Source organism: Shewanella sp. SG41-3 (assembly GCF_014164545.1).
Classification (GTDB): domain Bacteria; phylum Pseudomonadota; class Gammaproteobacteria; order Enterobacterales; family Shewanellaceae; genus Shewanella; species Shewanella vesiculosa.
In genome coordinates this window covers 176,368-202,313 of the sequence record NZ_JACJFJ010000005.1, presented here as the reverse complement: position 1 = coordinate 202,313, position 25,946 = coordinate 176,368, and the positions used below count along the sequence as shown (strand labels likewise).

The window sequence follows — 25,946 nt, the reverse complement described above, 5'->3', positions numbered from 1 at the left end:
ATTAATAATTACCACATTAAATCGTCTGGAATTGCGTAGTCGGCATATGGATCATCAGCGCCGCTTACCTGCGCCACAGAATCTTTAGCCGCTTTATCCCACAAATAACCACACCACTGCGGCACAAGTAACTTCACTCGTTCAGCAAGCTTATGCGGCACTATGTAGCTTTTATCTTCATGACGGATGATACCTAAGGTGCCATTTAATAAATCAGCTTGAATTTTGTCGGTGATGTAAACCGAATAAATTTTGTTTTCTAGGGTGTAGTTGAATTTCAGCTCTGCATCTCTAGAAACGGTAATGGCAAATTTAGCAAACTCGCTGATTAAGCCACGGACTTGTCCTTTTTCAGTTGCTGCGGCAAAGCGCTGCTCATTTAAGGCTTTATCTTTTTTGGCTTGTGCTAATTTTTGCTCAGCAATCTGTTGCTTGAGCGCTGAACTGCCGTCATCTACCTTTGATTTTTTATCACGACGCTTTTGGGTTTTAACGTCGCGCACTTTTTGTTTACTGGCAAGACCTGCTTTAAGCAATTGATCTTGTAATGCATTGGCCATGTTATATACCTTTAATTTTATCGATTTTTATAAACCGTGCTTCGCGGCAATGTCACCTAATTCGGTCATTGCAATACTGGCGCCACCTAATGACCAACCGCCATCAACGGGTAATACTACGCCGGTAATATATGATGCCATATCTGATGCGAGGAATAAGGCAGCGTTAGCAATGTCCTGACCCTGGCCATTACGTTTCAACGGCACGCTATTTGCCACCCGTTGCTGTAACTCATCAGTGGGGGCTAAACGGTTAAAGCCTTCAGTATCGGCTATAGGCCCTGGCACAATAGAGTTAATTCTAATGCCTTCAACGCCCCACTCTAACGCTAAAGTGCGAGTGAGCATATCAACACCGGCTTTAGCGGCGCAAACATGCACTTGCAATGGCATGGCGATATAAGCTTGTGGCGCAGAAATTTGAATAATGCTGCCATTTGGACGAGATAACAATGGATAAGCATGTTTCAATACTTGAAAGCTGCCAATTAAATCAATATCAATAACCGATTTAAAACCATTAGGAGACAATTTTGCCGCACTGGCAGGGAAATTACCTGCAGCACCACTGATCAACACATCAATGTGCCCATAAGTGGAAGCAATTTTATCAAACCCAAGGGTTAACGCATCGTTGTCGCGCACATCAAAACTCACCCCTAAATGAATAGCATTTGGATTAGCTTGATTGAGTAATTCAACGGCGGCATTGACCTTATCAACACTGCGACTGGCAACGGTAACATTGGCGCCAGCTTTTGCAAATTGAATCGCAACTTGAAGATTAATGCCAGAGGTACCACCCACCACGACAACATTTTTAGCCGTGTAATCAAACCTTGTATTATCAGACATAGTCATCCTTTATTTCTGTGTGATTGCTTGATGTAGATAAGTGTACTTTGCTGGCATCATTGCTAGAAAATATCTCTGTTTCAATAATGCCTTTACATCAAACATGTAGCGATTGATAAATAGCCTTGAGCGCCGCTAAGGGATCGGCAGCTTGAGTGATTGGGCGACCGATCACCAAATAATCAGACCCAGCAGCAATGGCTTGTGGAGGCGTCATCACCCGATGTTGATCACCGGCATCACTGCCAGCCGGTCTTATCCCTGGGGTCACTAAGGTAAAGTCTTGGCCAAATGATGATTTTAGTAATTTAGCTTCTTGAGCTGAGCACACCACCCCGTCTAAACCAGCTTGATGAGTCAGCTTAGCTAAGCGCAGTACATGTTCAAATGCTGGTACATTGATACCCAGTAAGGCTAAGTCTTCATCTGACATTGAGGTTAATACGGTAACCGCAATCAGTAGTGGTGCTTCTTTACCAAATGGTATTAGTGCTTTTTTAGCGGCCTGCATCATAGCAAGTCCACCACTGGCATGCACATTAGTCATCCACACGCCTAAATCAGCAGCAGCGGCAACGGCTTTGGCAACTGTGTTGGGAATATCATGAAATTTCAAATCAAGGAATAAATCAAAGTTTCGGCTGTGAATATCATTAACCAACTCAGGCCCAAATAAGGTAAACATTTCTTTGCCAATTTTTAACCGACATATCTCTGGGTCGAGTTTATCAATAAAGGTCAATGCGTCATGTTTATTGTCATAGTCGAGGGCGACTACAATTGATTTCTCAGTCATTGGAACTCCAGCGGTAATATGGTGTTACTGCATTAATTATAGGGTTGGTATTTTACGATGGCCACGTTATTCACCATCTAGGCCTTTTATCCGCTTGATACTGCCCCATTGTTTGCATGATGGACAATGCCAATACAAACCGTGAGAAGGAAAACCACAAGCAGTACAGCGATAACTTGGGCGGAATTTAATTTGTTGTTCAACAAGTTGCTCTAGCATAGATAAACTTTGCTTAGCTTGACCATCTTCAGCTTGTTGAATGTGTAACTTCATTAAATGCTGAAAACCTTTCATGGTTGGATGACGATATAAATTATCCAGCATCATGGTTTCAGCACTTTGATGTTGATCTAGGCTTATTTTGTGCTCAGCTAATGCCACCACTACACTTGCTCCCGCGCCATCGGCAATGGCTTTAGCGAGTAGTTCGTGAAAACCGTTAGGATCTTGTGTGTCGCGATAAACTTGTTTTGCTATTGAAACGCCATCAGCAAATAAATCAATATCAGCCACTTTCAGCTCTTGTAACGCGTGCTTACATAAGTCAACTTGGCCAGCATCAAGATAAATCTTGGCGAGAGTTAACCAAGCTCGACCACATTGAGCATCTTGCTTAATGGCTTGTTGCAGCTTTTTGATTTTATCTGTTTCATTATGAGCTTCATCAGCTAGCTGGCAATAAAAATGGGCTGTGGTGCGCTTAAGCACTTGCTGACGTTTACGAGGAAGACGCTTAGTGATATCGATGGCACTTTGCCATTCTTTAGTCACCTGATAGATTAATAGCAGCTGAGTTTCGGCTTCTTCACTGTGATCATCTTGGCTGACCAAGTTAATAAAAATTTCTTCGGCGCGGTCATAAAACCCAGCAGCCATATAATCTTTACCTAACTCCATCATCGCAATATCGCGCTGCTCATTGGTTAAGCTCGGTCTGGCAATCAAGTTTTGATGGATACGAATGGAACGATCCACTTCACCTCTTTTACGGAATAACGAACCTAACGATAAATGAGTGTCGATGGTTTCGTCATCGACATCCAGCATGCTGATGAATAAATCAACCGCTTTATCAGACTCGTTAGACAGTAAAAAGTTAAGCCCAGTAAAATAATCTCGGCTTAATTTTTTAGTCTGCTGGCTATCGCTATGACGAATACTGCGTCGTCCCATATACCATCCATAACCGGCAGCGATAGGTAATAACAAGAACAAGATTTCTAGCATACTAGACAGCTTGATCCTTAGGCATTACAGCAACACTTGTTGCATCTGCAGCAGTGAGCTTTTTAAGGGCTTTATTGCTTTTACGCAACGCCAGCTTTAGCTTGACGATATGGTAACTTGCAAATATCCAGCTGATAATAAACCCGCTGAAAAATACCACGGCAAGCACAATAGGTAATCGATATTGCCCTTCAGCAATAAAGTAACTTAAGGTGACAACTTGCTCATTTTTAGCACCAAATAATAATGCTAAAACAAACAATAGCCCAACTAGTACAACGACAATAAATGATCTCACGCTATTCTCCATGAAGGTGCATCAATATAATGATTATCCAAGAAATTTACTGAGCTGACCAGCATTGACTGCCATTAGATACAAAAAAGCCTCCAAGAGGAGGCTTTTTATTAAAGCGTTAATCAAGGATTAACAGCATCGACACGTTCGCGCAGTTCTTTACCCGGCTTAAAGTGTGGAACATACTTGCCTTCCAAATCAACTGAGGTACCAGTTTTTGGGTTACGGCCAGTACGTGGCGCACGATAGTGAAGTGAAAAACTACCAAATCCACGGATTTCTATACGATCACCGCTTTCTAATGTTGTTGCCATTTGCTCCAACATCTCTTTGATTGCACTTTCCACTTCTTTCGCCGACAGTTGCGACTGCCTAGTGGCGAGTTTTTCGATAAGTTCAGATTTTGTCATCTTAGCTATCCCATATTATCAAGCCAAACACAGTCGCCTAATGGGGACCACGTCCCCATACAACAGACGATTTTCGATTACTTACGAGCTGCTTTGAATGCTTCAGCCATTGCGCTGCTCATTACAACTTCGTCTTGCTTGTTCAAAGTAGCGATCGCTTCTTTCTGTTCAGCTTCATCTTTCGCTTTGATAGATAAGCTGATAGAACGGTTCTTACGATCTACGCCCATGAACTTAGCTTCGATAGCATCACCTACTGAGTATACAGTAGATGCATCTTCGATGCGGTCTGCTGAAATATCAGCTACACGAATGTAACCTTCAACAGTTTCTGCTAGTTCAACTGTAACACCTTTTGCGTCAACAGCAGAAACAGTACCGTGAACTACGGTGCCTTTCTTCTTGTCAGCTAAGTATGCGTTGAATGGATCGTCTTCAGTTTGCTTAACACCTAAACTGATGCGCTCACGCTCTGGGTCTACTGAAAGCACTACAGCGTGGATTTCATCGCCTTTCTTGTATTCAGAAACTGCGTCTTCGCCAGTACCGTTCCAAGAAATGTCAGATAAGTGAACAAGACCATCGATTCCACCGTCAAGACCGATAAAGATACCGAAGTCAGTGATTGACTTGATCTTACCAGATACTTTGTCGCCTTTGTTGTAACGAGTTGCGAAGTCATCCCATGGGTTAACTTTACACTGTTTCAGGCCTAGAGAAATACGACGACGCTCTTCATCGATGTCTAGTACTAACACTTCAACTTCATCACCTAAGTTAACAACTTTAGATGGGTGAATGTTCTTGTTAGTCCAATCCATTTCAGAAACGTGTACTAAACCTTCAACGCCTTCTTCGATTTCGACGAAGCAACCGTAGTCAGTTAAGTTTGTTACGCGACCAGTTAGCTTAGTGCTTTCTGGGTAGCGCTTGCTGATTTCTAACCATGGATCTTCGCCAAGTTGCTTAAGACCTAGTGATACGCGAGTACGCTCACGGTCATACTTAAGTACTTTAACGTTGATTTCGTCACCAACATTAACGATTTCAGATGGGTGCTTAACGCGTTTCCAAGCCATATCAGTGATATGTAAAAGACCGTCAACACCACCTAAGTCTACGAATGCACCGTAGTCAGTAAGGTTTTTAACGATACCTTTAACAGCTTGGCCTTCTTGTAGATTCTCAAGAAGAGTATCACGTTCTGCACTGCTTTCAGATTCGATAACAGCACGACGAGAAACAACAACGTTGTTACGCTTCTGGTCAAGCTTGATAACTTTGAATTCTAATTCTTTGAACTCTAAGTGAGCGGTGTCGCGAACTGGGCGCACGTCAACTAGAGAACCTGGTAAGAAGGCACGGATACCGTTTAATTCAACAGTGAAACCACCTTTAACTTTACCATTGATGATACCGATTACAGTTTCAGCATCTTCGTACGCTTTTTCTAGAACGATCCAAGCTTCATGACGCTTAGCTTTTTCGCGAGACAATTGAGTCTCACCGAAGCCATCTTCAACAGAGTCAAGGGCTACGTCAACTTCATCACCTACTTGGATTTCTAAAACGCCTTGTGCGTTTTTGAATTCGTCAGCATTGATTGGGCTTTCAGACTTAAGGCCTGCGTCAACAAGTACCATACCGTTTTCGATGGCAACAACTGTACCACGAACGATAGAACCTGGACGGAACTCTAGGGTTTGAAGGGATTGTTCAAATAGATCAGCAAAAGATTCAGTCATGTTTTAGGTTACTTTCATTAAATAAACCACCATCCATCCTAGATGTGGAGTCTAGTAATATTATTCGTGTCATCCTTAACACGAATACCTACCGCACAGTAATCGACAATTCGGTTACGCAACAGTAATTTTTTGTCTAACGTACTCAAGCACTTGCTTCAATACATCTTCAATGCCAATGCCGCTTGTATCAATGACAAGTGCATCTTCAGCTGGGACCAGCGGCGAAGCGGCGCGATTGATATCACGGTCGTCTCGTTCAATAATTTCAGCTAAAAGGCGGTCGATTTTAACATCGAAGCCCTTGTCCTGCAACTGATTATAGCGTCTTTGCGCTCGTTCTTCGGCAGACGCTGTTAAAAATATTTTTACCGGGGCTTTTGAAAAAACTACGGTGCCCATGTCACGTCCATCAGCAACCAGACCTGGCGCGGCACTAAAAGCCCGTTGACGACGCAATAATGCCTCACGAACCCGTGGAAGCGCCGCGACTTTAGAGGCTGCATTAGAGCATTCTTGAGTACGAATGGTCGTGGTAACGTCTTCACCTTCAAGAATCACTTTAATGGCATCAATGTCGGTGCCAGTTAAAAATTGGACATCAAGGTGAGCTGCTAATAAGGTAAGTGCTTCTTCGTTTTCTAGCTCAACGTCATGATGAATAGCGGCTAAGGCTAAAACACGATAAATCGCCCCGCTATCTAATAAATGCCATCCTAAATGTTGTGCCAATAATTGGCATATTGTGCCTTTCCCTGCACCGCTAGGGCCATCTACTGTGATCACTGGAGATCGTTCTGACATAGTTTCCTCCGAAAATAATCTATCGTCCCTGAAAAAGATAAAGGGTTCATCAAAATAAGCGCGCGCATTGTATAACAAAAAAATGTTAATTACTGATGAATTTTCGGTTATTAAAACCAAGATCGCTCTTTTATATTGCAAGACAACATAAAAGAGCAAGTGACAATCTGGTTAGGTGGATTATTTTGCTAGACGAGCAAATTGCGCAAAATAATCTGGAAATGTCTTAGATGTGCAGTCTGGATCGTTAATGGTGATACCGCTGTCAGCAAAAGCCATCATTGAAAAGCACATCGCCATCCGGTGATCGTTATAGGTGTCAATCGCTGCGGTATTTAATATCGCTGGCGGCGTGATAGTAATGTAATCATAACCTTCATCAACAATCGCACCCACTTTACGTAATTCAGTCGCCATCGCCGCTAAACGATCGGTTTCTTTAATGCGCCAGTTATAAATATTAGTCAGTTTTGTGGTGCCTGTGGCAAATAAAGCTGCAGTGGCGATGGTCATGGCGGCATCAGGTATGTGGTTCATGTCCATTTCAATGGCACTAAGAGTGGATTTTCTGGCAATAATAAAATCATCGCCCCACTCTATATCGGCACCCATTTGGGCTAATGCATCGGCAAACTTAACATCGCCTTGAATACTTAAGCGGCCAACACCAGTGACCTTCACTTCGCCGCCTTGGATAGCGCCTGCAGCGAGGAAGTAAGATGCCGATGAAGCGTCACCTTCTACCAGTACTTTACCTGGTGAGACATATTGCTGACCGGCCTTAATTTCGAAACGTTGATATTGATGATTGAGCACTTCGACACCAAACTGCTTCATTAGCGCAATGGTGATATCAATATAAGGTTTAGAAACAAGCTCGCCCTTAATATTAATGTTGACGCTGTCTTTGGTCAGTGGCGCGACCATGAGTAATGCGGTTAAAAATTGACTTGATAAATCACCGGCAATATCAACATCACCGCCATTTAAGCCTGTTGCCTTAATCGTTAATGGTGGGAAACCATCATTTTTCAGATAGGTGACATCAGCGCCTAATTGACGCAGCGCATCGACCAAATCGCCAATTGGACGCTCCTCCATACGAGGCTCACCGGTTAAGGTAAATTCGCCATGACCTAATGTCAGTGCGGCACATAATGGACGCATTGCTGTACCAGCATTACCAAGAAATAAACTCTGTGCATTTACAGATGAAATTGCGCCCCCTAAACCAGTCAGTTCACAAACAGTATTATTGTCAGACAATTGGTAATGCACACCTAACTGCTTTAATGATGCCAACATATAACGAATGTCATCAGAGTCGAGCAAGTTAGTCAGAGTGGTTTTACCCTTTGCTAAAGTTGCCAATAATAACGCGCGGTTAGAAATGCTCTTGGAGCCAGGAATGTTAATTTCGCCATTCATGCGGGTAATGTGGTCTAGACGCAATTGTTTCATTAATACTCTTCTTAGTGTTGCACTCATTAAACGTCGATAGACCGATATATGAGTAAAAGGCTTAGCCGGAGAAATAAACGTGACATTGTTAATGTAATATGGAGCGGTGCACATTTTACAAATACATGTCACTGGCAATGTTTCGGTACAGTTTACTAATAATTTACTAAATAATTCTTCGTAGCCCTACGTTACTGATTGTCAGCAAGGATTCAACCGTTATTTTGTGTTTTAGGTGACTTTTATACTCAAGTTGAATTTATTTACTATTAAGTCGGTATTGAGGAGGTCATTGCGAGCATAATAATGCTTGTTTCAGTTGTCAGCCATTGTTGCCAAAATTCACTAATTACGCTTTTCTAATATCCCATCACAGTATATTTAGCTGTTCTTTATTGATGTAAATCACGTTATGCTAAAGACCATAATATGTATCTTGTTAGCTTATTTCGCCCTAATGCCTGTAAATTTAAAATAAGAAGGTCTATTCATGTTCAATTCATTAACCGCGTTGCCTGCCGATCCCATTTTAGGCCTATTGACTCAATACCGCGAAGACAATCACCCAAATAAAGTCGATTTAGGTGTTGGCGTATATAAAGATCCTCTTGGTCATACGCCTATTCTAGATTGTGTAAAAGCGGCTGAAAAAATTCGTTTAGACACAGAAACAACCAAAGTGTACATAGGCCCAACAGGCTCAGCATCATTCAATCAACTTATGGGTGAATTAGCGTTTGGTGCCAGTCACAGCGCATTACTCGCTAACCGCGTTCGAACAGTGTCAACGCCTGGCGGAACCGGTTCTCTGCGCGTTGCAGCTGACTTTATTAAACGTTGTAATCCAAATGCCGTGTTATGGGTAAGCGACCCAACGTGGGCAAATCATACGGGATTATTTGAAGCGGCTGGCATTACAGTTAAAACCTATCCGTACTATGACTACGACAGCAAAACCCTTAAATTTGATCAAATGCTGGCAACCTTAAATAGCATTGGAAAAGATGACGTGGTGCTTTTACATGCTTGTTGTCATAACCCAAGCGGCATGGATTTAACCACAGAGCAATGGGATGAAGTGGTTAAGGTTACTGTTAAGCAAGGCTTTACGCCATTAATTGATATGGCTTATCAAGGTTTTGGTGACGGCGTAGATGAAGATGCTTACGGCGTACGCCAAATGGCTGCGGCCGTTGAAAGCATGATTTTATGCAGTTCTTGCTCGAAAAACTTTGGTTTGTATCGCGAACGTATTGGCGCTTGCTCCATTGTGGCTAAAAACAGCGCCACTGCAGATATTACCCAATCGGTATTGTTATATGTAGTACGCTGTCTTTATTCTATGCCGCCAGCACATGGTGCGGCGATTGTTGAAACCATTTTAGGCACCGCAGCCCTTAAGCAGCAATGGTTGGACGAACTAAAGGTCATGCGTGATCGCATTAATGGTAATCGTGCCATTTTAGTCGACAAGCTTAAAGCCAATGGCGTTGATCGCGACTTTAGTTTTATCGCACGTCAAAAAGGCATGTTTTCATTCTTAGGGGTTAATCCTGAGCAGGTAGCCATACTTAAACAGCAATACAGCGTTTACATGGTAGGTTCAAGCCGCATCAGTATTGCCGGTATCAGTGAAACTAATGTGGATTATTTAGCTAAATCTATCGCAGCGGTATTGTAACTAAACGCTATTGTCATCAAGGTGCGTTGAAACCACATTACCTCATCAAAAAGGTCGCATATTGCGACCTTTTTTAAGCCTGTTAAACCAGCCTAAATATATTTACCCATATGCATCGACTGGTTTGATAGCATCTGCCCCCATCTTTTATCATTTTGTCCTGCAAGCCATATTACTAGTGTTTATTTTTGAATCTCAACAGTGCCATCCCCCACTTCCATCAATGAGTGATCAATGCTTGCTGCAGCAAGATTGGTAACTGCACTGTTAAATCTATACATGAGGGTTGTAGATAAATTGAAAATGCTTGTGATGTTTGATTTACCATCATCGGGATACAGCTCCCAATTCATGAACCTTATTAACATTTCGACTTGGTAACTATTTAATTCCTCGAAAAAAGATATAGTCTGGCGCTGAATTTAACCTAACATCAACTCGGGAAATGTAAGGCCAATAACAAGAGTCAGCCTATTTCATATTGAACTTGTCATTTGGTTTACTAACACGACACAGTCTTTTATTACTGGCTCAGACAATAGCGGATCTATTGCAAGTCAATGCAGCACAGTTAGCGAAACAAAGGACTGTTCGATATCCGTTTATGACCCCGAGTTAAGATTAATCTACCTTAAAGGTAAGTCAGTTATGCAAAATGAAGCCGTAAGTGTACAAGATATCCCCGAGTCGACCGTTGTTTCAAGTACGGGCTGGTCGCGCCAAGATACGACCTGGATGTTAAGCCTGTTTGGTACAGCCGTCGGGGCAGGTATTTTATTTTTACCAATCAATGCCGGAATGGGCGGATTTTGGCCACTCGTGTTTATGGCAGTAATAATAGGCCCGATGACCTATTTTGCTCATCGTGGTTTATCGCGTTTCCTGTGTTCTTCAGCCATTCCTGGTAGTGACATCACCCAAGTAGTAGAAGAACATTTTGGTATTGGCGCAGGTAAAGCCATAACCTGGCTATATTTTTTAGCCATTTTCCCAATAGTGTTAATCTACGGTGTGGGGATAACCAATACTGTTGATAGTTTTATTATTAATCAATTAGGCATGTTTACCGACGTGCCAAGAGCCATGCTGGATGGAACGCCTATGCTGACTGAAGCAGGCGTGCAAGTTGTTGATAAAATCAGTGGTATTCCGCGCTGGTTACTTTCAGGATCACTAATCTTATGCATGATGTCTGTGATGGTCGCGGGTGAAAAATTTATGCTCTCGGTGACACGACTTTTAGTCTATCCATTAGTTGCGATCCTCGCCTTCATGTCATTGTATCTCATACCAGACTGGAAGTTTGATGCACTGATGGATGTGCCTTCACCCACTAATTTCTTGGGCACTGTTTGGTTAACCATACCAGTATTGGTGTTTGCCTTTAACCATTCACCTGCTATCTCTCAGTTTTCGGTGTCACTAAAAAAACAACACGGTGTCAATGCCTCGAAAAAGGCGGACGCTATCCTGCGCAATACAGCCATTATGCTAGTGGGATTTGTAATGTTATTCGTGTTCTCTTGCGTGCTGTCGTTAACACCGGCGCAGTTGTTAGAAGCAAAGGCTGATAACCTGCCAATCTTGTCTTATCTTGCCAACGTGCACGAAAGTGGCTTTATCAGCTATTTTGCTCCTGTGATTGCTTTCATCGCTATTATTTCATCTTTCTTCGGTCACTATATGGGTGCCACTGAGGGTTTGAAAGGCATTATCACTAAGCAACTGCCTAATAGCAGCAAGCCAGCCAATAGCAAAACATTAGATAAATGTATTTTAGGATTTATGTTTTTCACTATTTGGGGCGTAGCGATTATCAATCCAAGTATTTTGGGGATGATTGAAGCACTTGGCGGCCCTGTGATTGCAGCAATTCTGTATCTCATGCCAATGTATGCGATACACAAGGTACCAGCACTTAAAGCCTACCGTGGGCGAGTAAGCAACATATTCGTCGTTATTACTGGTTTATTGTCTATGACGGCCATTCTATTTGGCTTACTGAGTTAAATAAGATAATTCGAGCGGGATCAGCCCCGCTCGAATTATTCATTGAGACAGAGTGATATCAACAAACTCAGGGCGAACGGCGCGATAGAAAGTCAGCAAGCATTGATAGTAAATACACTAACACGCTATTCAATGCCAAGTTCTCCACGACCGGCTCAACGCATGCTAACGCGGCAGTGAATATAAAGAGGTGATTGCCGGAAATAATAATCCCAAAAACGAGTGTTATCCTTTAGCATATATTGTTATAACTTTATCAAAAAAAACTAGCAGTAGTTCAAACTCTTACTAGCATGATCTGGCTACGATTAAAGCCATATCACCTCCTGCCTCGAGTTAATACAGTTAATGTCTTTTTACCCATCCCCAAAAAATGTCTGCATTTGATGTCCAGTTTGAAGCACAAACAATAGCCTTCGCACCGATAAGCTTTTAAGTAGCCCGTTACTTAAGTCAATTTGGCTTACTGGCAAAAGTTGATGACACCGGAAACGAAGGTATTAAGCTAATTCAACTGACTCATGATTTGAAATTGTCTGAATATACCATTCATGTATTGCTCGATATGGGATTAAGTATGGGCGTTTTTGGGTGTAAGGATGAGCGTTATCGACTCGATAAAACCGGCTATTTTTTACTTTATGATGATGTGGCATTCAAGAACCTAAACTTTGTCGATGATGTTTGCTATCAAGGCTTGTTTGATCAGAAATGAAGCGTTGAAATACACATATATCGATGACATAAAAAAAGCGAATGCTGTTTAGCATTCGCTTTTTTCTTTATTAAGCCGAACTTACGGTAAATAAGCGGTTCGAATTAACTGTGCTTTACAGCAAAGTTATTCATAAAATCAACTAACGCTTGCACACCCGCTAACGGCATGGCGTTATAAATACTGGCACGCATACCACCAACAATACGGTGCCCTTTTAACGCGACTAAACCGGCCTGCTCTGCTTGGGCTAGAAACTCACTGTCTAAAGCATCGTTCACTAATTGAAAAGTAACGTTCATACGTGAACGATTTTGTGGCGCAACACCATTTTTATAAAATGGATTATTGTCGATACACTCATACAGTAACTTCGCTTTTTGCTGGTTTATCTCTGCCATGGCACTCACGCCGCCATTAGCCTGCAACCAAGCAAATACTTCAGAAGCTAAATACCAGGCAAACGTTGGAGGGGTGTTAAACATTGAACCGTATTCAACCGCGACACGATAATCCATTATTGAAGACTGCGGCAAACTTGGTAATTTGAGCATATCGTCACGCACAATAACAATCGACAAACCCGATGGGCCGATGTTCTTTTGCGCGCCGGCATAAATAAGTCCGTATTTACTGACATCAATTTCATGCGACATGATAGTGGATGACAAGTCAGCAACTATCGGCCACGGACTAGTAAACTCTTCAAAAATTTCAATACCGTCAACGGTTTCGTTTGAGCAATAATGTACATAACGATAGTCTTTATCGATTGCATGTAAGTCAGGTAATGTCACTTGATTAAGGCCATTGACTTGCTCAACAATATTAATGCTGTCGATACTGTGCTCACCGGCTAGCTTCTGCGCTTCTGTTACCGCAGAAGATGACCATTGACCGCTGACCAAATACAGCGCCCGACCATTATCACCCAAGAAATTATTGACTACGTTAGAAAATTGCGCCCGGCCGCCACCATGCATAAACAACACATGATAGTTTTTAGGTATGTTCATTAACTTACGCAGTGTGACTTCTGCTTGTTCGGTTAGGGCAATAAACTCTTTACTGCGATGACTGATTTCCATCACGGAGACGCCAAGGCCATTCCAATCGATTAATTCCTGTTGTGCTTTTTGCATTACAGCTTGAGGTAACATAGCAGGACCCGCACAGAAATTATAAATCGCGCTCACAGACAACTCCTTGAATCAGTTTTTAATACACACATAAGACTATTAATACTAAGGACTTTAGCACCAGTTGAATAGACTTTTATCAGCCTATTTTGATGAATTATTTTCCGTAAAATAAAACGAGCGCCATAAGGCGCTCGTTATTGATGTTACAAAGTAAACGTTCAGGTTAGTCCTGTTCGTCGCTCTCTACATCACTTTGTCCGTCACTCTCTACGTCAGACTCAGTAGACTCAGCCGCTTCAAGGTCAATAGCTTCACCTTCGATAATGTCCGCAGGTGGAATAACATTGCCTTCTGCGTCTAACAACTCTTCGGTTTGAATCTCTTCAATACGCTGCAAACCAACGACTTTCTCGTCTTCTGCGGTACGAATGATCGTCACACCTTGAGTGTTACGACCAATAATAGATACACCTTCTGCTGGAGTACGCACTAAGGTGCCTTTATTACTGATCAACATGATTTCGTCAAAAGTACCTACTTGAACGGCACCAACAACTTCACCATTACGCTCACTGACTTTAATCGATACCACACCTTTAGTGCCACGGCTCTTCGCTGGGTATTCACTCAGCTCAGTACGCTTACCATAACCATTTTCGGTTACGGTTAAGATAGCGCCGTCACCTTTAGGCACAATTAACGACACCACTTTTTGGCCAGCATCAAGCTTAATACCACGAACACCCGTTGCAGTACGACCCATAGGGCGCAATGCAATCACTTCTTCGCCAGTTTCAGCATCAATCTTCACTTCACCGGTTTCAGAATCACGCGCTTTCTCATTAAAGCGAACCACTTTACCTTCGTTAGAGAACAACATAATGTCGTCACTACCTTCAGTAATATCAACGCCAATTAATTGGTCGCCGTCTTTTAGGTTCACAGCAATAATGCCGTTTGCACGAGGGTTACTGTACGCCGTTAATGCGGTTTTCTTAACGGTACCGTGTGCTGTAGCCATAATGATAAACTTATCATCAGCATACTCACGTACCGGTAGAATGGCAGTAATGTGCTCACCGTCAGAAAGTGGTAATAAGTTAACAATTGGACGACCACGAGCAGTTCGACTGGCCAAAGGTAATTGATACACTTTTAACCAATACATTTTACCAAAGTCAGAGAAACACAAGATGGTGTCATGGGTGTTTGCCACCAATAACTTCTCAACAAAGTCTTCATCTTTTACTTTAGTTGCCGCTTTGCCTTTACCACCACGACGCTGCGCTTGGTAGTCGGACAATACTTGGTATTTTGCATAACCTAAGTGAGACAAGGTTACTACAACGTCTTCTTCATTGATTAAGTCTTCAAGACTCATATCAATTTCGTTAGCGTTGATAATCGTACGACGCTCATCACCGTATTGCTCAAGAATTTCTTCTAGTTCTTCTTTAATCACTTCCATCAAGCGTGATGGATTACGAAGAATGAATAACAGGCCTGCGATAAGTACTAATAGCTCTTCATACTCAGCTAAAATTTTATCGTGCTCAAGACCGGTTAAACGGTGTAAACGTAACTCGAGAATAGCTTGTGCTTGTTGCTCAGTTAAATAGTACTGACCATCGCGAATACCATACTCTGGCTCTAACCATTCTGGACGAGCTGCATCGTCACCCGCTTTTTCAAGCATGCCTTGTACATGGCCTAACTCCCAACCTTGTGCGACTAATTTAGCTTTAGCTTCAGCCGGTGTAGGCGAGGCTTTAATCAGTGCAATGATCGGATCGATGTTAGCCAGTGCAATAGCAAGTGCTTCAAGGATGTGGGCGCGTTCGCGGGCTTTGCGTAATTCAAATACTGTACGACGGGTAACTACTTCACGACGGTGAAGAATAAAACACTCAAGCATTTCTTTAAGGTTAAACAATTTAGGCTGACCATTGGTCAATGCCACCATGTTAATACCAAAAGAACACTGCATTTGTGTTTGAGCATATAAGTTGTTTAATACAACCTCACCCACTTCACCGCGTTTGATTTCAATAACAATACGCATACCGTCTTTATCAGACTCGTCGCGTAGGCCACTGATACCTTCTAATTTTTTATCTTTAACAAGTTCAGCGATTTTTTCAATTAAACGCGCCTTGTTAACTTGATATGGAATTTCATGAACAATAATACGTTCACGACCATTCTCTTCCGTTTCGATTTCCGCTTTAGAACGCATAATCGCGCGACCGCGGCCGGTGTTGTACGCATCAATAATACCTTTGCGGCCATTAATCGACGCTGCCGTTGGAAAATCTGGACCTGGAATGTATTCCATTAACTGTTCAATCGATAAGCTTGGATCTTCGATTAACGCCAAACAGCCTTTGACCACTTCAGTTAAATTGTGTGGTGGAATATTGGTGGCCATACCAACCGCAATACCCGATGAACCGTTAATTAATAGGTTCGGTACGCGTGTTGGTAACACCGCAGGGATCATCTCAGTGCCATCGTAGTTAGGCACAAAATCCACAGTTTCTTTTTCAAGGTCGGCTAATAATGAATGCGCCAACTTTTGCATGCGGATTTCGGTATAACGCATCGCAGCTGCAGAGTCACCGTCGACAGAACCAAAGTTTCCTTGTCCATCAACTAAGGTGTAACGTAGCGAGAATGGTTGCGCCATACGTACAATCGTATCGTATACAGCTGTGTCACCATGTGGGTGATACTTACCAATTACGTCACCAACGACACGAGCGGATTTTTTATATGGTTTGTTCCAATCGTTTTTTAATTCGCTCATTGCGAACAAAACCCGACGGTGAACAGGTTTTAACCCATCACGAACGTCAGGCAATGCACGACCTACAATTACGCTCATGGCATAATCAAGGTAAGAATTCTTAAGTTCGTCTTCGATGTTAATTGGCGAAATAGATGATGCCAGATCAGTCATAAACTGCGCGTTCCTCTAAAGTGAGCTGACAATAAAACTTCCATATTATTATCTAGCTTAAAAACGTGATTTGGCATTCTAACACAGATAATTAATGTCGCCAGAACAAAGACCTGTCAAATGCTCTATGACTCTTAAAAATGATAAAAAAGCTAATATATTCAGCGAATTTATATTATTGGCACATGAATATAGGCTGATAAATAAGTCATAATCAAAGCCAATTTGCTGATGCTTTAAGCAGTTAAGAGCACAATTTTACAATTAAGCGGGCTTAAGTGGATGTTTTATGAGCAAGTGTGAACAAGCCAAGCCATTGTTGACTACTATTCACAAAGGTTATCGTTATAATAGCCATCATACTTTATTAGACACTTAGGTTAAGTTATGTCACACGCTGAACAATCGACACCCAATGTTGATCCGCAAGAGATCGCAAAATTTGAAGCCATGGCACAAACATGGTGGGATCTCAATGGCGAGTTCAAGCCATTGCACTTACTTAATCCACTGCGTTTAAACTACATTGATCAAACCGCTGGCGGTATTTTCGATAAGAAAGTGCTTGATGTCGGCTGTGGCGGTGGCATTTTGTCAGAAAGTATGGCTCGCCTGGGTGCACACGTTGATGGTATTGACATGGGAACTGAACCACTTGAAGTGGCAAAACTGCATGCATTAGATTCTGGGGTAGCGGTTAACTATCTTAAAACTACCGCCGAAGCACACCGCGATACGCACCGCGAGCAATACGATGTAGTAACCTGTATGGAAATGCTTGAGCATGTACCGGATCCACAATCGGTAATTCAAGCATGTTGTGACATGGTAAAACCCAATGGTTTTGTATTTATCTCGACGATTAACCGCAATATGATGTCATACCTTAAAACCATAATCGGCGCTGAATATCTATTAAAAATGCTTCCAATTGGCACCCACGATCACAGTAAATTTATTCGCCCATCTGAACTGATGGCATTAGTCGATAACACCGATTTATTGTGCAGAGATGCATTAGGTATTACCTACAATCCTCTATCTGGTGTATTTAAGTACACCAAGAGTGTCGATGTTAACTATATGATAGCCACACAAAAAATTGATTAGCCAGCCTATGTTTTTCACTGTTGCAACAGTGAAAAACATAAATGAAGCCCAATAGCGTTATGTTATGCCGATAATGCTATTAAAGGCTGCGTGGATTTACTGCCATTTCTCTGTGAGGAGCTAACTCTTGCATATGCACGACATTAAAGGGGTACTGTTCGATTTAGACGGTACCTTAGCCGACACCGCACCTGATTTAGTCCAAGCATTAAATTTGAGTTTAGACGAAGCCGGTTTTAAGGTTCAAACGCTTGAAACCATGCGCCATGCGGCTTCACATGGCAGTTTATATTTGGTCAAGACCGCTATTCCACAGGCAGATGAACACGTTCAACTTGATATTCAACAAGCACTACTGCGCCATTATGCACGCATTAATGGCGATCACAGCCGTTTGTTCGACGATTTACCCGAACTCTTAACCCTATTAGATTCCCAAGCCATTCCCTACGGTGTCGTCACCAATAAGCCAGCTCGATTTGCTCGGCCATTAATACAAAAGCTGGGCTTAACCGATAAACTGAAAACCATGATCAGCGGCGATAGTACCTGTCACGCTAAACCTCATACTGCGCCGATGTTATTAGCCGCTCAACAAATAGCCATCGCACCTCAAAGTATTTTATACCTAGGCGATGCTGAGCGTGATTTAGTCGCCGCTCGCAACGCAAGTATGATAGGTGGCATTGCCTTATGGGGCTATTTATCACCCAGCGACACACCGAATACATGGCCAGCAACATGCCAATTTGAACATGGTGCAGCATTAAAACACTTTTTTACTCCGTCGTCTTTTTGAGATCGATTCATCTAAAATACACCTCTGAATGCATCATTGGCTAAAGATTATGCTGACAATCACTTACCGATCAAAAGCCCTAAAAGATCAATCTAAAATTGAGGGTAAATTTTCGATCGCTGTTTATTTTAGCGATCAAAACTTTCTTATTTGATGGTTGAAAAAATATCATTTATAAAAAACACGTTATAAATTTGGGCTCTAGGGTTAGCTGTCACTAACCCTGCCGTTTATCCTCAAGTTATCCACAAGAAGTTAATATAATTGTGGCTTGCAAAAAAACTCAAACCTCACTATCTTGTATCTTAGATTTTAAATAACACCATATCTTGTGTGTGGCCGACAATCAAAACACTACTCCACAGCATAACAAGGAGATAGATGTTAACTGAACGTATTGGTGGTTTACTGCCATGTTGTGAGTACCTTCAAGTTGATTGTTTTAACATGGAATTGTTTTGTAACGGGTTCAGATCGAACCCAGCAGCACTGCATCCAACAACAGATCACATGATTAGATATAGAACCAAGGCCTCTCTTCAATGAATAGCAATATGACAGTCACTAAACGCAGTGGCGAACGTGAATCGATCGATTTAGATAAAATTCATCGCGTAATCACTTGGGCAGCCAAGGGATTAAAAAACGTCTCAGTATCTGAAGTAGAACTTCGATCTCATCTGCAGTTTTTTGATGGCATTCCAACTGAAGCCATTCATGAAACGATCATTAAGGCCGCGGCTGACTTGATCTCTCCTGAGTCACCTGATTACCAATTTGTGGCAGCCCGCTTAGCGGTATTCCATTTACGTAAAAAAGCGTTTGGCCAATTTGAACCGCCTAAGCTATTCGATCATGTCACCAAGTTAGTTGAAATTGGTAAATATGACATGCACATCATGGCGGATTACAGCCGTGAAGAGTTAGATATCCTTGATGGCTACATTGATCACTGGCGTGACATGAATTTCTCTTACGCCGCAGTCAAGCAGCTAGAGGGTAAATACCTGGTTCAAAACCGTGTGACTCACGAAGTATATGAAAGCGCACAGTTTTTATACATTTTAGTCGCAGCGTGTTTGTTTGCTCGTTATCCAAAAGAAATTCGTTTGAAGTACATTAAAGACTTCTATGACGCGACGTCTTTATTTAAGATCTCACTTCCAACGCCAATCATGGCGGGTGTTCGTACACCGACACGTCAATTCAGCTCATGTGTACTCATCGAGTGTGATGACAGCCTAGACTCAATCAATGCTACGGCATCGTCTATTGTTAAATACGTGAGCCAACGTGCAGGTATTGGTATTAATGCAGGCCGTATTCGTGCTTTAGGTAGCCCTATTCGTGGCGGTGAAGCATTCCACACTGGTTGTTTACCGTTTTATAAGTATTTCCAAACAGCGGTTAAGTCTTGTTCCCAAGGCGGAGTCCGTGGTGGTGCAGCAACACTGTTCTACCCGTTATGGCATCTAGAAGTTGAATCACTGCTAGTACTGAAAAATAACCGTGGTGTTGAAGACAACCGTGTGCGTCATCTTGATTACGGCGTGCAGCTAAACAAATTAATGTACCAACGTTTAATCAAAGGCGACTACATTAGCTTATTTAGTCCATCTGACGTGCCTGGCCTTTACGATGCTTTCTTTGAAGACCAAGTCGAATTTGAACGTTTATACCTGCAGTATGAGCAAGACAGCAGCATACGTAAAAAGCAGATCAAAGCAGTTGAATTGTTTTCACTGATGATGCAAGAACGTGCCTCTACTGGCCGTATCTATATTCAAAACGTCGACCATTGTAATACGCACAGTCCATTTGACTCTAAAGTGGCACCGATTAAGCAATCTAACTTATGTTTAGAAATTGCCTTGCCGACTAAACCGTTAACTAACATTGACGATCCAGACGGTGAAATCGCCTTATGTACTTTATCAGCGCTTAACTTAGGTGCGATTAAGGATTTATCTGAACTTGAGCCTTTAGCAGATTTAGCTGTGCGTGCATTAGATAACTTACTTGATTATCAAGATTACCCAATCAAAGCCGCGCAAACCAGCTCAATGAATCGCCGTACTTTAGGTATTGGTGTGATTAACTTTGCCAACTATTTGGCTAAAAATGGTAAAAAGTACTCTGACGGTTCAGCAAATAACCTGACTCATAAAACCTTTGAAGCAATTCAGTTCTATTTACTCAAAGCGTCAATGAACTTAGCTAAAGAGCAAGGTGCATGTCCGTTATTCCACGAGACAACTTATTCGAAAGGTATTTTACCTATCGACACCTATAAGCGCGATTTAGATAAAATTTGTGACGAACCATTGCACATGGATTGGGAAGGTTTACGTAGCGATATTAAGCAGTACGGCTTACGTAATTCGACCTTGTCTGCATTAATGCCTTCAGAGACTTCATCGCAAATTTCAAATGCGACTAATGGTATTGAGCCTCCTCGTGGATTGATCAGCGTTAAGGCCAGTAAAGACGGGCAGTTAAAGCAAGTAGTACCAGACTTTGAGTTGCTTAAAGACAAGTATGAACTGCTGTGGAATATGCCAAACAATGATGGTTATATCCAGCTTGTTGGTTTAATGCAGAAGTTTATCGATCAAGCGATTTCAGCCAATACCAATTATGACCCAAGCCGTTTTGAAGGCGGTCGTGTACCAATGCAAACCTTGCTTAAAGACCTGTTAAGTGTCTACAAGCTAGGGATTAAAACATTGTATTATCATAACACTCGCGACGGTGCTTCTGATCAATTTGACGACATTATTGCTGTCGAAGAAGAAGACGATGGCTGCGGTGGCGGTGCATGTAAAATATAATCTTCACTTTATGTATATTTAGCGGGGGTCTTCCCCGCTTTTGGAAAATGCGTTTTCAGGACACCTAAATAATGGCTTACTCAACATTTTGTCAAATACCTAACGATTCGACCAAAGAACCTATGTTTTTCGGTCAATCCGTGAATGTGGCACGCTACGATCAGCAAAAATATGAAATTTTTGAAAAACTGATTGAAAAGCAATTAAGTTTCTTCTGGCGCCCAGAAGAAGTTGATGTCAGTCGCGACAAAATTGATTTCGGTGATTTACCTGACCATGAAAAACATATTTTTCTGTCAAACCTTAAATACCAAACCTTGCTCGACTCTATTCAAGGGCGTTCACCTAACGTAGCGTTTTTACCGTTAGTATCGCTACCTGAATTAGAAACCTGGATTGAAACCTGGTCATTTTCTGAAACGATTCACTCGCGTTCGTACACTCATATTATTCGTAATATTGTTAACAATCCTTCTGTGGTGTTTGACGATATTGTGCAAAATGATGAAATTTTAAAGCGTGCTGGTGATATTGCGGCTTATTACGATGATTTAATTCACCTTACCCAGATTAATAACCTGTTAGGTGAAGGCACTCATGTGATCGACGGCAAAGAAATTACCGTTAACTCACGCATACTGAAAAAGTCATTATATTTGTGCATGATGTCGGTTAATGCTTTAGAAGCGATTCGTTTCTATGTCAGTTTTGCATGTTCATTTGCTTTTGCTGAGCGTCGCGTCATGGAAGGAAATGCTAAAATCATTCGCCTGATTGCCCGTGATGAAGCCTTGCACCTTAACGGTACGCAACACATATTAAGCTTAATGCAAGGCGGCAAAGACGATCCTGAAATGGCCGAGATTGCAGCTGAATGTAAGCAAGAGGCCTACGACTTATTTGTCAAAGCGGCAGAACAAGAAAAAGCATGGGCCAAGTATTTATTTAAAGACGGATCAATGATTGGTCTTAACGAGCAGATTTTGTGCCAGTATGTTGAATTTATTACTAATCAGCGGATGAAATCGGTACATTTACCACAGCCATACGAAGAATCGTCAAATCCTCTTCCGTGGATGAAAAACTGGTTAGAAAGTGATGCAGTACAGGTTGCCCCACAAGAAGTTGAAGTGTCTTCATACCTTGTAGGACAAATTGATTCTTCTGTTGATGGCGATGAGTTTTTAGATTTTGACCTATAAAACATTTTTCAAAAAAGCGCCTATTGTAAGCTTGAAAGGACAGCCGGTTATTTTATTTGACGGCCAACACTCAAGCTTACTAGAAGCGCTTGAAGCGAAAAAAGTAAAAGTATTTTCAGAGTGCCGCAACGGTTTTTGCGGCGCCTGTAAAACCACAATAATATCTGGAGAAGTCAGCTACCTCTCCAAACCTCTGGCAGAGCTTAAGTCTAACGAATGTCTGCCCTGCTGCTGTGTGCCTGAAAGCGATTTAAACCTCAAATTATCCACTGAGGGCGTACAAATTGTGGCTAAACGTCAATATGCGGCGGAAAATAGTAGCCATAAACAGACAACAGCATTAACCCAGCAGTTACAGATAACCCCAAAATTAGCTCACGAAGGTTAATCGATAAATTCTTCAGTACGGTTTCTTGTATTTCAGTTGATCTGTTCAGTTAAGCGACTTCAGCAAATATCTTGCAGTACATGGATTGCAGCGGCTGTATTGACCTTTACATACAAGGGTTAGGATTACGGCTTAACTGTTGGGATTTAACTGTTGAGGTTTAACCTACTCGCTGATATTTAGGGCGAAAATGAATAGTATTAATTTACCCAACTGAATCTAAACCTTCCAGCACTAATACTAATCTAATCTTAACCTCAGTCATCCCCCATAACAGCAGATCGCGGTGTGTTTTAACGTCGCTAACACTATCCTCTTAAGCACATATGTCTCTTCATCAGCTTGGTTATTTTTAGCAGTAACACTGTCTATTTAACCTGAACTCGGGATAAGCATTGGACAAGAAAAGCCTGAAGGAGTGATGTTAAATAGGGCAGGCAAAAAGCGGATTGTAGCGCGACTGATATACCTAACGTCAGCTTAACCCTATGACTAACACTGATAACTGAAACTGAATCGCCATAATATGGAGTATGAAGGGATCAATAAGCAGCGTTTAAGCTTGTTATCGGTGACAACAAGCTACTCAGAGGACATCGCTTATCACCTCTTTACGTTAGCGATTAACTATTACTCAGAGCGTCGCAAGATGACACGTAACTGTCTAACTCAATATTCCCTTGTAAAATAATCCCATGATAATGTGCTTTTACCAGTTGATAATCTATGCTCGGCGCAAAATAGTAAGTCACCTCTTCCGCCCCAGTTTGCTCAACGGGTATCAGTTGTAATTCTCCCCAGGGTGCGATGTTAGAGGTGAGTGAGTCTTTAACATAGTACTGATAGGATTCAACCGCATCTGAGGCTTGTCTTATCAGCGCAAATTGCTGTCGCCCGTTGAGTAAATACTCACGAATTTGAATGGCTAAGGTATCAACATCTCTGAGCGGTATGCTATTTGATTGGTAATGGCTGACTTCACCATCAACATCAACACGAGAGCCGAGACCGTGATTTTCTAGAGTGACTTGCATGTCTCGGGCACGAAAGCCGGTCACTTGTTGATGAAACTTATGCGTTAGCCATTCATGAGTGGAATTTGACCAAGATAACTCAGTGCGCTGCTGGTATTGAGTGCCAATACCTAAAATACTGGCTTTACTTGTTGAGGTAATAACGGCTGATTTACCCTGCCAGTTCTCGGTGCGAGTCATGTTGCCCATGTGCAGACCACTGAGAAAAATAGAGTAACTAAAGTTTCGCTGACACTCTTGCTCAACCTCAGCGGCCATGGCACTGCTACTGTGCAGCAATCCACTTGAAAAACCGAGAATCATCAGTACTCTCGTTGCCGCTAAACAAGCTGTGGTTGATACATTAATATGACAACACCTTGTCAGTATCGGTCTTATTGGTGCCATTGATGTTACTAGAAAAAGCATTTCGGGTTTATTTTCCTTTAAAAATAGGAATCGCATGAAGGTCTTATAAGCAATAATAAGACCTTAGGAAATATCGACTTAAAAAACTTCATTTACATTTAAGTAGAAGTTAGTGTCATTCTCACCTACCCCAACGTCAAAACGTAAATTAATATTGTCTTTAATTTTAAAGCGGAATCCAGTGCCGTAGGCGGTTAATAGAGTATCCGTTAACTCACTGACTTTAGGCGCAACACTGCCGACCGATCCCCAAAATACCATGCCATAGCGCTGAAATATTGGTAATCGATATTCAACCTGTCCCATCATCATTTGCTCATCGCGATATCGGCCTCTAATGTAACCGCGCATCGCATCTGAACCGCCGAGGTCAGGTAAAAGATTCCACGGCACGTCACCACTAGTAAGGTGACCTTGAACTTGCCAAGCGATTAATCCAGGTGTTGACCCTAAATCGATATAATTCGCTAATTCAATATTATAGGTAGAAAACGAATCGAATTGGTCATTTTGATATAATCCAGCATCAAGCTGAAACAACCAACCTTTTGTCGCGTTTAAACGATAATCTCTTGAGTCATAAATACTGGTGATCACAACACCTGAGCTAAAATTATCTGGCAAAAGGCTATTTGCATCAACAGGGGCTTGGGTGGCAACTAATTCTAGACTGTCTGCTGTGGTATAAATAAAATCAGCACCTACGCCAATAAAATAGTTATCGGCGACTTCGGTCATCCAGCGCGGTTTAAAACTATACAGTTGTTCTTTGAATTCGTGATGATTAAGGTCTTGATCGCCTTGTTCAATCCCAACACCATAATACACTGCAGCTTCATTGTGCAGCTCTAAATCGAGCAGCAATCGCTGCTTACCTTGATTTAAAAACGTCATGTTCTCGACTGTAACGCCATAGGATTGATTCATTGATGCGAACGAGTTCAATACTAATGATGAGGGCTGCTCTTCACTCGATGCATTATCGGTTTTATATAACCCTACCATTAATAGCCCTACACCAAACTTCTTCTCTGGGGTGTAATAAGCCGTAGGCAAATAGCTCATATCAATGGCTTTAGTGTCATCAAACTCACCATCGGCACCAAACACAGACAAAATATTATCAATCCATGTGGGTTGCATGTCTTTGGGGGTTTCAAAAAGAGGTTCAACTGCGTTGGCGGCGTTAGAAAAAATAAATAGTGCTAAAAGTAAGGTCCGTTTCATAAAAACTCTATTAAATGTAAAAAGAATTAGGCTTGCATGATGACTTCAATGCCAATGATTGAATCAAGCTTGTATTAGTTGGCTCCGTAATGCTGAGAGGTAAAAGCTGTTGTCGATACAATGGTTTCAAATTCAATAACGATCAAATCTTCAAGTATTATCCTCGCTATCACTCAATACTAACTGAATAAAAACTGAAGCCTTACTGAAGATAACGCTTATTTGAGTCAGAATTTAACCATTATCTCTTCCTCAAGCATCACTGTAGACATACTCTATTTGGC

Annotated in this window: 21 protein-coding genes; 8 read left to right on the top strand and 13 right to left on the bottom strand. The window is 41.9% G+C overall.

Annotation, left to right across the window (positions count from 1 at the left end; all coding sequences use genetic code 11):
* Positions 1-8: 8 nt before the first annotated feature.
* The 9 genes from H5164_RS11740 to aroA form a co-directional block, all read right to left on the bottom strand.
* Positions 9-560: a DUF2058 domain-containing protein gene (locus tag H5164_RS11740; protein WP_124014771.1), complete on the bottom strand. Its 552-nt coding sequence runs from the start codon at positions 558-560 to the stop codon at positions 9-11.
* 27 nt (positions 561-587) lie between these two features.
* Positions 588-1,415 carry an SDR family oxidoreductase gene (locus H5164_RS11735; RefSeq protein WP_124014770.1) on the bottom strand — a complete coding sequence of 276 codons (828 nt, stop codon included), beginning with the start codon at positions 1,413-1,415 and terminating at the stop codon, positions 588-590.
* A gap of 97 nt (positions 1,416-1,512) precedes the next feature.
* On the bottom strand, positions 1,513-2,211 hold the full coding sequence (gene pyrF, locus H5164_RS11730) for an orotidine-5'-phosphate decarboxylase (protein WP_124014769.1): 699 nt from the start codon (positions 2,209-2,211) through the stop codon (positions 1,513-1,515).
* 66 nt (positions 2,212-2,277) lie between these two features.
* Entirely contained in the window at positions 2,278-3,438 is a 1,161-nt protein-coding gene (gene lapB / locus H5164_RS11725) for a lipopolysaccharide assembly protein LapB (RefSeq protein ID WP_182756258.1), read from the bottom strand.
* Between the two features lies 1 nt (position 3,439).
* On the bottom strand, positions 3,440-3,736 hold the full coding sequence (locus H5164_RS11720) for a LapA family protein (RefSeq protein WP_273058137.1): 297 nt from the start codon (positions 3,734-3,736) through the stop codon (positions 3,440-3,442).
* 122 nt (positions 3,737-3,858) lie between these two features.
* Complete coding sequence (ihfB, locus tag H5164_RS11715; RefSeq protein WP_124014766.1) at positions 3,859-4,146, bottom strand: integration host factor subunit beta; 288 nt, start codon at positions 4,144-4,146, stop codon at positions 3,859-3,861.
* Positions 4,147-4,223: 77 nt separating this feature from the next.
* Positions 4,224-5,891 carry a 30S ribosomal protein S1 gene (rpsA, locus tag H5164_RS11710; protein WP_124014765.1) on the bottom strand — a complete coding sequence of 556 codons (1,668 nt, stop codon included), beginning with the start codon at positions 5,889-5,891 and terminating at the stop codon, positions 4,224-4,226.
* A gap of 114 nt (positions 5,892-6,005) precedes the next feature.
* Positions 6,006-6,695, bottom strand: coding sequence for a (d)CMP kinase (gene cmk / locus H5164_RS11705; RefSeq protein WP_124014764.1), 690 nt, complete (start codon positions 6,693-6,695; stop codon positions 6,006-6,008).
* A 180-nt stretch (positions 6,696-6,875) separates the two neighbouring features.
* Complete coding sequence (gene aroA / locus H5164_RS11700; RefSeq protein WP_182756255.1) at positions 6,876-8,156, bottom strand: 3-phosphoshikimate 1-carboxyvinyltransferase; 1,281 nt, start codon at positions 8,154-8,156, stop codon at positions 6,876-6,878.
* Between the two features lie 490 nt (positions 8,157-8,646).
* Between aroA and H5164_RS11695 the strand changes: the two genes are divergently transcribed.
* The 3 genes from H5164_RS11695 (at position 8,647) to H5164_RS11685 (ending at position 12,562) form a co-directional block, all read left to right on the top strand.
* A complete protein-coding gene (locus H5164_RS11695; protein WP_182756253.1) occupies positions 8,647-9,837 on the top strand; it encodes an amino acid aminotransferase in 1,191 nt (396 codons plus the stop codon).
* 648 nt (positions 9,838-10,485) lie between these two features.
* Positions 10,486-11,847, top strand: a complete 1,362-nt coding sequence (locus tag H5164_RS11690) for an aromatic amino acid transport family protein (protein WP_182741679.1) — start codon at positions 10,486-10,488, stop codon at positions 11,845-11,847.
* A 466-nt stretch (positions 11,848-12,313) separates the two neighbouring features.
* Positions 12,314-12,562: a hypothetical protein gene (locus H5164_RS11685; protein ID WP_404948426.1), complete on the top strand. Its 249-nt coding sequence runs from the start codon at positions 12,314-12,316 to the stop codon at positions 12,560-12,562.
* A 104-nt stretch (positions 12,563-12,666) separates the two neighbouring features.
* Here H5164_RS11685 and serC read toward each other — a convergent pair whose 3' ends face one another.
* Positions 12,667-13,758: a 3-phosphoserine/phosphohydroxythreonine transaminase gene (gene serC / locus H5164_RS11680; RefSeq protein WP_182722859.1), complete on the bottom strand. Its 1,092-nt coding sequence runs from the start codon at positions 13,756-13,758 to the stop codon at positions 12,667-12,669.
* Between the two features lie 169 nt (positions 13,759-13,927).
* On the bottom strand, positions 13,928-16,663 hold the full coding sequence (gene gyrA, locus H5164_RS11675) for a DNA gyrase subunit A (protein ID WP_124014759.1): 2,736 nt from the start codon (positions 16,661-16,663) through the stop codon (positions 13,928-13,930).
* 387 nt (positions 16,664-17,050) lie between these two features.
* Here gyrA and ubiG point away from each other — a divergent pair, with 387 nt between their 5' ends.
* The 5 genes from ubiG to yfaE all read left to right on the top strand — a co-directional run bounded on the left by ubiG (position 17,051) and on the right by yfaE (position 22,993).
* Complete coding sequence (ubiG, locus tag H5164_RS11670; RefSeq protein ID WP_182697284.1) at positions 17,051-17,773, top strand: bifunctional 2-polyprenyl-6-hydroxyphenol methylase/3-demethylubiquinol 3-O-methyltransferase UbiG; 723 nt, start codon at positions 17,051-17,053, stop codon at positions 17,771-17,773.
* Between the two features lie 127 nt (positions 17,774-17,900).
* Positions 17,901-18,572 (top strand): HAD family hydrolase, encoded by a 672-nt coding sequence (locus H5164_RS11665; RefSeq protein ID WP_182756249.1) that lies wholly within the window; start codon positions 17,901-17,903, stop codon positions 18,570-18,572.
* Positions 18,573-19,114: 542 nt separating this feature from the next.
* The gene (nrdA, locus tag H5164_RS11660; RefSeq protein WP_124014756.1) at positions 19,115-21,403 is read left to right on the top strand and encodes a class 1a ribonucleoside-diphosphate reductase subunit alpha; all 2,289 of its coding nucleotides are present in this window, start codon (positions 19,115-19,117) and stop codon (positions 21,401-21,403) included.
* 71 nt (positions 21,404-21,474) lie between these two features.
* Positions 21,475-22,605: a class Ia ribonucleoside-diphosphate reductase subunit beta gene (nrdB, locus tag H5164_RS11655; RefSeq protein WP_182697282.1), complete on the top strand. Its 1,131-nt coding sequence runs from the start codon at positions 21,475-21,477 to the stop codon at positions 22,603-22,605.
* Positions 22,595-22,993: a class I ribonucleotide reductase maintenance protein YfaE gene (gene yfaE / locus H5164_RS11650; protein ID WP_124014754.1), complete on the top strand. Its 399-nt coding sequence runs from the start codon at positions 22,595-22,597 to the stop codon at positions 22,991-22,993. Before nrdB ends, yfaE begins: the two co-directional genes overlap by 11 nt.
* A gap of 623 nt (positions 22,994-23,616) precedes the next feature.
* Here yfaE and H5164_RS11645 read toward each other — a convergent pair.
* Together H5164_RS11645 and H5164_RS11640 are read right to left on the bottom strand one after the other, a co-directional pair.
* Positions 23,617-24,285 carry a hypothetical protein gene (locus H5164_RS11645; protein ID WP_182756469.1) on the bottom strand — a complete coding sequence of 223 codons (669 nt, stop codon included), beginning with the start codon at positions 24,283-24,285 and terminating at the stop codon, positions 23,617-23,619.
* A gap of 228 nt (positions 24,286-24,513) precedes the next feature.
* Positions 24,514-25,662, bottom strand: a complete 1,149-nt coding sequence (locus H5164_RS11640) for a BamA/TamA family outer membrane protein (protein ID WP_182697281.1) — start codon at positions 25,660-25,662, stop codon at positions 24,514-24,516.
* Between the last annotated feature and the right edge of the window lie 284 nt (positions 25,663-25,946).

What these genes read in the sequence shown, in the direction of transcription:
- H5164_RS11740 (WP_124014771.1), bottom strand. Translation starts at nt 560, where the DNA reads ATGGCCAATGCATTACAAGATCAATTGCTTAAAGCAGGTCTTGCCAGT.
- H5164_RS11735 (WP_124014770.1), bottom strand. Translation starts at nt 1,415, where the DNA reads ATGTCTGATAATACAAGGTTTGATTACACGGCTAAAAATGTTGTCGTG.
- pyrF (WP_124014769.1), bottom strand. Translation starts at nt 2,211, where the DNA reads ATGACTGAGAAATCAATTGTAGTCGCCCTCGACTATGACAATAAACAT.
- lapB (WP_182756258.1), bottom strand. Translation starts at nt 3,438, where the DNA reads ATGCTAGAAATCTTGTTCTTGTTATTACCTATCGCTGCCGGTTATGGA.
- ihfB (WP_124014766.1), bottom strand. Translation starts at nt 4,146, where the DNA reads ATGACAAAATCTGAACTTATCGAAAAACTCGCCACTAGGCAGTCGCAA.
- rpsA (WP_124014765.1), bottom strand. Translation starts at nt 5,891, where the DNA reads ATGACTGAATCTTTTGCTGATCTATTTGAACAATCCCTTCAAACCCTA.
- cmk (WP_124014764.1), bottom strand. Translation starts at nt 6,695, where the DNA reads ATGTCAGAACGATCTCCAGTGATCACAGTAGATGGCCCTAGCGGTGCA.
- aroA (WP_182756255.1), bottom strand. Translation starts at nt 8,156, where the DNA reads ATGAAACAATTGCGTCTAGACCACATTACCCGCATGAATGGCGAAATT.
- H5164_RS11695 (WP_182756253.1), top strand. Translation starts at nt 8,647, where the DNA reads ATGTTCAATTCATTAACCGCGTTGCCTGCCGATCCCATTTTAGGCCTA.
- H5164_RS11690 (WP_182741679.1), top strand. Translation starts at nt 10,486, where the DNA reads ATGCAAAATGAAGCCGTAAGTGTACAAGATATCCCCGAGTCGACCGTT.
- gyrA (WP_124014759.1), bottom strand. Translation starts at nt 16,663, where the DNA reads ATGACTGATCTGGCATCATCTATTTCGCCAATTAACATCGAAGACGAA.
- ubiG (WP_182697284.1), top strand. Translation starts at nt 17,051, where the DNA reads ATGTCACACGCTGAACAATCGACACCCAATGTTGATCCGCAAGAGATC.
- nrdA (WP_124014756.1), top strand. Translation starts at nt 19,115, where the DNA reads ATGAATAGCAATATGACAGTCACTAAACGCAGTGGCGAACGTGAATCG.
- nrdB (WP_182697282.1), top strand. Translation starts at nt 21,475, where the DNA reads ATGGCTTACTCAACATTTTGTCAAATACCTAACGATTCGACCAAAGAA.
- H5164_RS11645 (WP_182756469.1), bottom strand. Translation starts at nt 24,285, where the DNA reads ATGGCCGCTGAGGTTGAGCAAGAGTGTCAGCGAAACTTTAGTTACTCT.
- H5164_RS11640 (WP_182697281.1), bottom strand. Translation starts at nt 25,662, where the DNA reads ATGAAACGGACCTTACTTTTAGCACTATTTATTTTTTCTAACGCCGCC.